The 9,034-nt window shown below is 34.6% G+C and carries 8 protein-coding genes and 2 pseudogenes; 8 read left to right on the forward strand and 2 right to left on the reverse strand.

Annotated elements, in window-relative coordinates:
- The first annotated feature begins 75 nt into the window (after positions 1 to 75).
- The 4 genes from BM163_RS13190 to BM163_RS13205 all read left to right on the forward strand — a co-directional run bounded on the left by BM163_RS13190 (position 76) and on the right by BM163_RS13205 (position 3,662).
- Positions 76 to 1,199 (forward strand): IS3 family transposase gene (locus tag BM163_RS13190; RefSeq protein WP_089803438.1). Its coding sequence is split into 2 segments (ribosomal slippage): positions 76 to 328 and positions 328 to 1,199, totalling 1,125 coding nucleotides; the frame shifts between segments, so codons are not numbered across the junction.
- A 41-nt stretch (positions 1,200 to 1,240) separates the two neighbouring features.
- Entirely contained in the window at positions 1,241 to 1,786 is a 546-nt protein-coding gene (locus BM163_RS13195; RefSeq protein ID WP_089803642.1) for a hypothetical protein, read from the forward strand.
- 28 nt (positions 1,787 to 1,814) lie between these two features.
- Entirely contained in the window at positions 1,815 to 2,993 is a 1,179-nt protein-coding gene (locus BM163_RS13200) for a hypothetical protein (protein ID WP_089803643.1), read from the forward strand.
- A gap of 33 nt (positions 2,994 to 3,026) precedes the next feature.
- On the forward strand, positions 3,027 to 3,662 hold the full coding sequence (locus BM163_RS13205) for a hypothetical protein (protein WP_089803644.1): 636 nt from the start codon (positions 3,027 to 3,029) through the stop codon (positions 3,660 to 3,662).
- A 165-nt stretch (positions 3,663 to 3,827) separates the two neighbouring features.
- Here BM163_RS13205 and BM163_RS14065 read toward each other — a convergent pair.
- A pseudogene (locus BM163_RS14065) lies at positions 3,828 to 4,034 on the reverse strand (IS3 family transposase); the annotation flags it as partial.
- Positions 4,035 to 4,216, reverse strand: a pseudogene (locus tag BM163_RS13215) (helix-turn-helix domain-containing protein); the annotation flags it as partial. It abuts the pseudogene before it with no gap.
- A 355-nt stretch (positions 4,217 to 4,571) separates the two neighbouring features.
- Between BM163_RS13215 and BM163_RS13220 the strand changes: the two are divergent.
- The 4 genes from BM163_RS13220 to istA form a co-directional block, all read left to right on the forward strand.
- Complete coding sequence (locus BM163_RS13220; protein WP_089803646.1) at positions 4,572 to 5,870, forward strand: hypothetical protein; 1,299 nt, start codon at positions 4,572 to 4,574, stop codon at positions 5,868 to 5,870.
- Positions 5,857 to 6,648, forward strand: coding sequence for a hypothetical protein (locus BM163_RS13225; protein ID WP_089803647.1), 792 nt, complete (start codon positions 5,857 to 5,859; stop codon positions 6,646 to 6,648). The genes BM163_RS13220 and BM163_RS13225 overlap by 14 nt, the downstream gene beginning before the upstream one ends.
- Before the next feature lie 294 nt (positions 6,649 to 6,942).
- Entirely contained in the window at positions 6,943 to 7,434 is a 492-nt protein-coding gene (locus BM163_RS13230; protein WP_089803648.1) for a transposase family protein, read from the forward strand.
- Between the two features lie 154 nt (positions 7,435 to 7,588).
- On the forward strand, positions 7,589 to 9,034 hold a 1,446-nt coding region (gene istA / locus BM163_RS13235), incomplete at its 3' end, for an IS21 family transposase (RefSeq protein ID WP_089803649.1).

Raw genomic sequence — 9,034 nt, forward strand, 5'->3', positions numbered from 1 at the left:
TGGATAGGTTATACTTAACTGGACAGATTTCTTAAGGTGAATTAGAATAAACTAATAACCTTAAGGAGGCCATAAATGCCAAGTAAAAGACCAAGAAGAAAGTTCACAGATGAATTCAAAAATCAAATGGTACAGTTATATCTCAATGGTAAGTCCAAATCTGTTATTCTCAAAGAATATGAGCTTACCCCCTCTTCGTTAGATCGATGGATAACGCAACATCAGCAATCGGGTTCTTTCAAAGAGAAAGATAACAGGAGTGATGCTGAAAACGAATTAATCAAGCTTCGCAAAGAAAATGAACATCTGAAAATGGAAAATGATATTTTAAAGCAAGCAGCGCTGATACTAGGACGAAAGTAGAAGTCATCAAAGCAAATACAGACAAATACTCAATATCAGCAATGTGTGCCGTCCTTAACATATCTCGAAGTACGTACTATTATGAAGTAAAATCCAAAGTAGAAGATAAATCTTTAACCCAAGATATCATTAGAATATTCAAAGAAAACAGAAACAATTATGGCACCCGTAAGATCAAAAAAAAACTCAATGACGAAGGCAAAGTCGTTTCAAGACGAAAAATCGGACGAATTATGCGCGAAAACGGTCTCGTTTCAACATATACAATTGCGCAATACAAGCCTCATAAAAAGCCTTCAAATGAAGATTTAACTGCTAACGAAGTCAAACGAGACTTCACAAATAGAGAGCAATTAGAAGTTGTTGTAAGTGATCTGACTTATGTCAGGGTTGCAGGAAAATGGAATTATGTTTGCATATTAATTGACTTGTTTAACCGAGAAATTATTGGTTATAGTGCTGGTCCAAAGAAGGATGCAATGCTCGTTTATCAAGCTTTCTCACGGATAAACGCAAATTTGAACGATATTTCCATATTCCACACAGATCGTGGTAGCGAGTTTAAAAACAATGTAATTGAAGGGTTGATTGAAACGTTTGATATTAAAAGATCTCTGAGTCAAAAAGGGTGTCCATACGACAATGCGGTTGCTGAAGCCACTTTCAAAGTATTTAAAACAGAGTTTTCAAATCGGTATATATTCAAGTCGCTAGATGAACTTAGCATCGAACTAGCAGATTATGTGAATTGGTATAATAACATAAGAATTCACTCAACACTAGGCTACCTGACGCCTGTAGAATTTAAAAGAAATGCCCTTAAGAAAATTGTCTGATTTAGTGTTGACAATCCAATTTTCCAACAGAAAAAGTTAAGTTGATTAAGAAGGACGGTAGCATTTCTGATAACATTGAAGCATTAGTTGAAACTGGGAAAGTATTTATCGAAGACACTTCTGTTTCAATTGAAGAAGAGGATATTATTATAAGAACCCTTCCTAATGGAAATGAAGAGCGATTAGTTGTTTTAGATAGAGGATTCTATCGAGGAATGCATGGAATTCCAGATAACTATCAGGTGAAAGTCGAAAAAGAATCAAAATACAAATCATCATTAAACAGTAGTACGGGGCAGACCTATAACATTAATAATCAAAGCGGCAAAATAAACATACATTCAACTGATCAGTCTATTAACTATACATTAACGGCAAAAGATGAGCAATTATTTAAAACCCTGAAAGATTTGGCCAGAAGCATTGATGATCGAGGTCAATTAGAGGTGACCATTGATGAACTAAGAGATAATATTGGGAAGGAAACTTATGCTGAAAAATACAATAAATTTATTCAGTCAGCCGCTAATCACATGACTGTTTTTGCACCATTTATCCCTATGTTATCAAAATTTCTTTTGAAATAATTATTACATCCAATAGAGGGCGATAAAAATGAATAATGAAATAGTAGAGTTACTTATTATATTGAACAGTGCTGTTAATTGGTTAGAAAAACTTCCATGGAGTACAATTGTTGTAGGAATTGTTGTACCGATTACTTCAGCGTACATCTCATATAACCTTGCAGAAAATTCTATTCGACGAAAGGAAAATAATCGGCTTAATGTATACATTGAGTTTGTGAAGAATGAGCTTAAGAGTAATGCGTTGGAATTTTCTGAATTAGTAAGTTTAAAGAGCGAGAAAGATAGTGTAGAAAAAGAATTAGAGTTTCCGGTGGTTTTTGCTAAAAATTTATTGATTGATGTATTAGACGATTTATATAAAATTAAGACTGACTACTTTCAGTTTCGTTTTGGTGACAAAATATTCGACAAGCCGAATATACTATATATTTTGGGTCAAAAAATTGAAGATGTTAAAAATAAAATAGACGAAGAGCAATTTAAAACATATGATAATGAATTACTTCGCAATGAAAGCTTAGTTACTCTTGCGAAGTTAGAAAAGGAAAAAGAAAATTTGTCGAGAGAATTTCAGAATAATTCAACTAGGACGGTGTATAAGGAGTTTGAAGCTATATATAAAAGGCTTTATGAAACTACCAATAATGAAAAGTTATTAGAAATAGATAAAGATTCATCATCGCTTAAAGCTACTAGGAAAATATATGACCTTCTTGCAAACTTTGCTGAAAACTCAGTTAAAGAAGAAAAGGATGTCATTAACTTATATGATCAGATACCTCTTTTTTCTTTTGATGACGATATTGTTTTAAGCGAGAAATTTGAGCAAGATGAATTCGATTTACACTATAAACATGGGTTTTCAACAAAGCATAGTGATGATGATGTACTTTTTCTTATCTGCGAGAAATATTATAAATTGAAGAGACTAACAAATAAAATTAGTAGCTGTAGATTTGAATGGAGTAATTCAAAGTGGGACAAATATTCAGATGAGCTTGTAATGATAAACAATAAAGAGCTTTATCTTCAGCTAAACGAACTTGTGGATAAGGGACTTAATTTGACTGATGAATTCATTAGTTCTAGTATCCAAGAGAAAGAAAAGGTTATTTTAGAAAGTTTTAATGGATTTATTGAAAACATCAATAGTACTACTGAAAAGTTGGAACAAAAACAGGGGCAAATAATGAAAAATACCTAAGAGGAGTTTTTTGAAAGGAGGCCTGTAACCATTATGGATAAATCAACTTTCACAGGAACCATCATATCAATCCAGCCCAGGATCCGTCTAACCAGATCCTTCGATGAAGCTTCCCATACATACCTTGGTTATGCCATTACCTTGGAGGGAGAACTGGATAACACTAATGCCACCTTCTCCATCGGCATCGGTAAAGCAGCCCATGCTAAACATGAATTCAAAGTGAATGATGTTATCTCAGGAGAGTGTGTATCAGTACCGGATCCTGATATGGAGCCAGTTGAATATTATAAGGTCTCTAAACTTAAACTCATCTCACCTGGTACCACTGGTAGCACTTCATCACCATGGGAACTGGTGCCGCCGGAGCTGGAAGTTTACAGAGAAAGAGGACATCGAAGGCTTGCAGCCAGAACCTATGATAGTAAGTGTAGTAGCTGTATGTGGGGAGCTAGGATGCCTGTTGAGATTATTGTAGATAACTGGAAGCCGAGAGGTCGGAGAAAGTATCGGTTTGAGACGTTCTGTTATGGTCCACTTAATTGTAAGCTGTATAAAGCTGGTCCGAACCGGAAGGTGGAAGGGCGGAACGGGATGGTCTACGTTGAGGAAGATTTGGTATGTCAACATAAAACTGTACAACTTTTTAAGGAGCGGTACTCAGACTAACGCTTCTTAGTATTTTAAACTCTTACATTGATACTGCTAGCTTATTGTCACTTGACTTCGAGCCCCTACTCGCATGCAATCGAGCCCGGCAACCAGATGATGAAAACATCTGGCTCTGCCATAGAGGCTAGCACGCTCGCCTCTCCAAATAAAGTGCACGTCTCTTTATGATGCGGAGTACACCGCTCTGTTTTTCATATATTCAGCGGGCATTTGATAGCCTAGTGAACCGTGTATCCTGATGTTGTTGTACCAATTGACATAATCAAATAAACCAAGGTCTAATGCTTCTTAAGAAGCAAATTGTTCTCCTAAAACAAATTCTGTTTCTAGTGTTTTAAATGCAGCTTCTGCGACGGCATTATCATAAGGTGTGCGGTTATCTTTTTCTTTGAACGACCCTGTTTCTTATGTTTACGGATCCACTTATCAAAAGCAGATGGTGTTAATTCGTATTCTTTAATAATTTCGTTTCTAGGTTTTCCAGCTAGGTACAGTTTGACAACTTGTTCTTTAAGATCTGTTGAGAATGATCGGCTTGCTCTTTTTTCCATGGTTGGTCTCTCCCCCGAGTGATTAGTCCCATAAGTTTAAACGACCTTAACGAAACTGTCTAATTAAGTGTAACTCGTCCACTTTATATCTGGTAAGTGTTTAAATGTATGTTTTAATGTGGTAGAATGATGTTAAGTCATGTAGAGCGCTCCTAACTTATTTGTTTAGTCACTCATAAGTATAGCGCATCAACATGGCTTTTTTAATATCTAACGGTATTATGCATTTCATTTTACAACAGCCCATTTTTAAAAAGGGTAATTATGAAATTGATTTATTTGACTTCACAATTTGAGGCTTAAATAAAGGTAATTCCATATTTCTTGATAAATATTTAGAGAAGAGGTTATTTGAATGAAGCATAAAAAAGTAAAATTATTTCGATGGGTTTTGAGAATATGTGAGAAAGAAAATCTACAGATTGTTATTGGTATGATTTTTTTCACAATTTTATTTGTATATAACAAGAAATATGTATTCAAGTTATCGGATTTATTAGATTTAACGTTAATAGCTTCTTTTGTTTTTTTATATATTATAAAACTGTTAAGTGGCATATTATCTAGTTATCTCAAAAATCAATTAGAAGATCATATGAAGCTAGAAACAGACAGTAATCGTTTAATAAAAAAATATCCCTTAGAAAATGGATTCGTTACTTATAATAATAAAATGTATATATTTAAGGATTATGCTCGTGATAAATCAGGAAGTAATACTTTAAAAAAGAATGGAAAAGATAGCTATGTATATAAATTTCCAGTCGTAATTAATTATGAGAAAAATCATAAAAATATAGTGATTAATGATAAAAAAGATAATTATTACGAACTTAATGAGATAGCCAAAGAGAATTATACAAGTTTATTTAATTCTCACTCAACATCTGATGTATACAATCAAGTTAATGTTAGACTGGATAGATTTGAAGAAATAGAGGATGAATTACATTTGTTCACATCTAGAACCACATTTTACGACTCATTAGTTACAAATAGAGCTATTGACTTTGAATTTCAAAAAGGCATGACATTAAGAAATATGCTAAACCCAGGGCCTTTTATTGTTTCCTTAGATGAATCAAAACTTTCTAATCATTTAGGTTTTAATGTGTTTATTGAGACGCTAGATGGTGATATTATTTTTGTGAAAAGAAGTATGAATGTTTCGATAGGTAAGGGCTCACTAGGTCCAAGTATTGCCGCCTCACTTAAGACAAGATACTGTTTAAATGATGATCTAAGTTTTACGATAGATGGTCTAGAAAAGGCAGTAGAAGAAGAAATAAAAGATGAACTAGGCCTTAACACCAGTAGTATAAAGATATCTTTAAAAGAACACTTGATTGCAATTTATAGAGATATCTTAGAAGGAGGTAAGCCACAGTTTCTGTTTAAAGCAAAAGTCAATTATACGAGTGATGAAGTAAAAGAAAACTTCAAGAAATATTTAAAAGAAAAAAATGATAAATATGATACCATAAAGGATGGTGATAAATTGGTTTTCATAAATACTTCTGATCTTTCCCGGATTTTCATTGCTCCTGATACGATATTTTTTGGAAAGAAAAAGTATTCTTTATTACCTGCGGTTGCTGGAACATTTGCGTATTATATTAGCCATTGGAGGTCAGAGAGTAATGAAAATAATTGAAGAATTTACAAAAAGTAAATTAGAGAGTGGTTCACACTCTGAAGACGGTATTTACTATAATCAACACTTTGTTGTTTTAGTAGACGGGGCTACTTCAAAAGGAAATTTTAAATGGCAAGGAAAAAAGTCAGGTGAAATTGCAAAAAATGTTGTATTAGAGGCCTTTAATGAAATAAAGTACGATATTAAAAAGAATGAATTGATTGAAAAGTTAAATGGAATGTTACGTAAAAAAATGCAAGAAATAAAAATCGAAGAATCGGCTATTTTAGATTGGCTAAGAGTTTCAATAGTAATATACAGTGATTATCACAAGAAAATTTGGAGTTATGGAGATTGTAAGTATATAGTCAATCAAAAATTACTTTCAAAAGAAAAGTTAATTGATACAGAATTAGCTGGAATTAGAAGTGTTGTTAATAGAATTTACGGAGTAGATGTTAAGGAACTTGATATAGGTAGAGAATTTATAAAACCTCTCTTGGTTGAGCAATATAAGTTTGAGAATACTAATCATGAGTTTGGATATCCAGTTTTAAATGGATATGTGAAAAAATTATTGCCTATTATTGAAGTTGACGTAAGTGAAGGTGATGAAATTGTTTTTGCAAGTGATGGGTATTTTAATGTCAAGCCAACTTTGAATTCTAGTGAAAAAACGCTTATGGATGCTTTAAAAGAGGACCCAACTTGTTGTAGTTTAAATAAACAAACAAAAGGTATGATGGCAGGATATTGTAGTTTCGATGACCGCAGTTATATTAGATTTAATATATGAGATTTAAAATTTGAAGTCTGGTAAAATTCCCGCTATTTATGTGGGAATTTATATAACTTTTTAGCGTAAGCGCCAATAGAACGAGTATATACCTTATGTGCCATCCTCCATTTACAATAAAGTTAACTTTATTGGTTGTATAATATTTGGTGTTGGTGAAGGGATTTTTAGTGAGGCAAATATTGCTTACTAAAATAACTCACCAGCACCTTTTTTCTGGTTAAATGTAGAAAACAAGTGAGCTACCCTGTAGAATTAAAGTCGACCAAAACTAATCCTTAGGAGGGAACTCACTTGTCTATATCTCATACTATAAGAATCGCCTTTGATATTCAAGATAAAAATATTATTTTTGCAGAGGATTGTGCCCGCGTGGGCACAATCCTCTGCACATTTCTAGAAGGCACACTCACGTATACCCCGACGCACTGTGATCGTTGCCGCGTTGAAAACGAAGACTATACCATTATTAAAAATGGCACAAAAACGTCGACGATTGTTATTCCAGCTGGGATAACGAAAAAGACGTATCTCAAATTAAGAAAACAGCGCTTCTACTGTAAACATTGTCAGACAACGTTCGTGGCGAAAACATCGCTAGTTAATGAAGGATGTTTCATCTCTAAAGATACGCGCCTTCAAGCTAGGGTAAAATCAGCTGAAGCTCGTTCAGTAAAGGATATTGCACGTGATTGTGCTGTCTCTCCAACAACGGTTCAACGTGAAATTAACAAGGCGAGTCAAGCGCTTCAAACATACAATCGACCGTTTGACTATTGCCAATGATATTTACCAGGCTTGCCAAGTTTATGTCCAGTGATTGCCAACAATTGTACCACTGTTTGCCAAGCTACTTACCACTTAAAAAAACTTCTGTATAATGAAAGGGCATACATCACTTTGATGGTGGTGTATGACATCATTATAGGGAGGTTTTTTTGTGTTTCAGTACAGGAAAGTGCTAGCTATGAAAGCGGAAGGGTTCTCTATCCGAAGTATCAGTTCAGCTACAGGGCATTCCAGACAAAAGATTACGACAGTTTTAGAGGTGGCAAAAGAGAAGGAAGTCGACTTAAAAACTCTTGAAGATGTGTCAGACAAGTGGTTAGAAGAGTTTTTATATCCAGAAAAATCTGAAGAAGAATCAAGTTATCGTGCCATTGATTTTGAGTATATTCACAAGGAACTAGCTAAGAAGAATGTGACACTGAGTCTGCTTCATTATGAATATGAAGCACAATGTCGATCAGAAAAAGCCATTCCTTACTCTTATCGATCTTTTGTACGACATTACAAAAATTATGCCGCACGGCATAAAGCAACAATGCGAATTAAACGAAGACCAGGAGAAATATTAGAAGTCGATTGGGCTGGATCAACGGGTGCTATCTTTGATTGTGATACTGGAGAAGTCGTTGATGTGTATGTTTTTGTCGCTACTTTACCAAGCAGTCAATTATCTTACGTTGAAGGGTTCTTGAGTATGAATATGACTAGCTGGATTAAAGCTCACACGCATGCCTATGATTACTTTGGAGGGGTGACAGAGATCCTCGTTCCAGATAACTTAAAAACAGGTGTACAAGAACATTCACGTAAACAATTGATATTGAATCCAACATACAAAGATATGGCCAATCACTACAATACCATTATTATGCCCGCACGCGTAAAAGCACCTAAAGACAAAGCGAGTGTTGAAGGATCAGTCAGAACTATTTCAACCTGGATTATTGCCTCATTAAGACATTCGCAGTGTTTCTCGCTTGATGAGTGGAATAGTTTAGCTAAACAGAAATTAGAGATGTTTAACGATAGAGCATTTACTAAACGTGAAGGGTCAAGACGATCTGCATTTCTGGCAGAGGAAAAAGGCTTTCTTTCCCCTCTACCGCCCATGCCATATCAAATGTCTGAGTGGTTAACCGCCAAAGTCCAACCAGACTATCACATCTCTGTTAAAAGCCAATTTTATTCGGTACCCTATGAATATATTAGCCAACAAGTTGATGTGAAAGCCACAGATCACCTGATAGAGGTATTCTATAACCATATGCGAATAGCCTCTCATACCAGATTATATGGTAAATATGGACGTCAGTCTACCAATCCTGATCACATGCCTGATGAGCATCGATTATATATTGATCAAACGCCTAAAAACGCTAAAGCTTGGGGAAAAGATATCGGACCTAACACATTAATGGTGGTGGACTATTTCTTTAAACATGCCCAAATAGAAAAGCAAGCCGTCCAGTCGGTATTTACACTCAAAAAAGTTTTGAGAAAATATGCGACCTATGAATTGGAACGTGCTTGTGAAGATGTGTTACGCGCTACGAAGAGACCGACGGTCTCTTTAATTAAAACAATATTAAAAAATAAT

The organism is Halolactibacillus alkaliphilus (assembly GCF_900115465.1).
Lineage (GTDB): Bacteria > Bacillota > Bacilli > Bacillales > Amphibacillaceae > Halolactibacillus > Halolactibacillus alkaliphilus.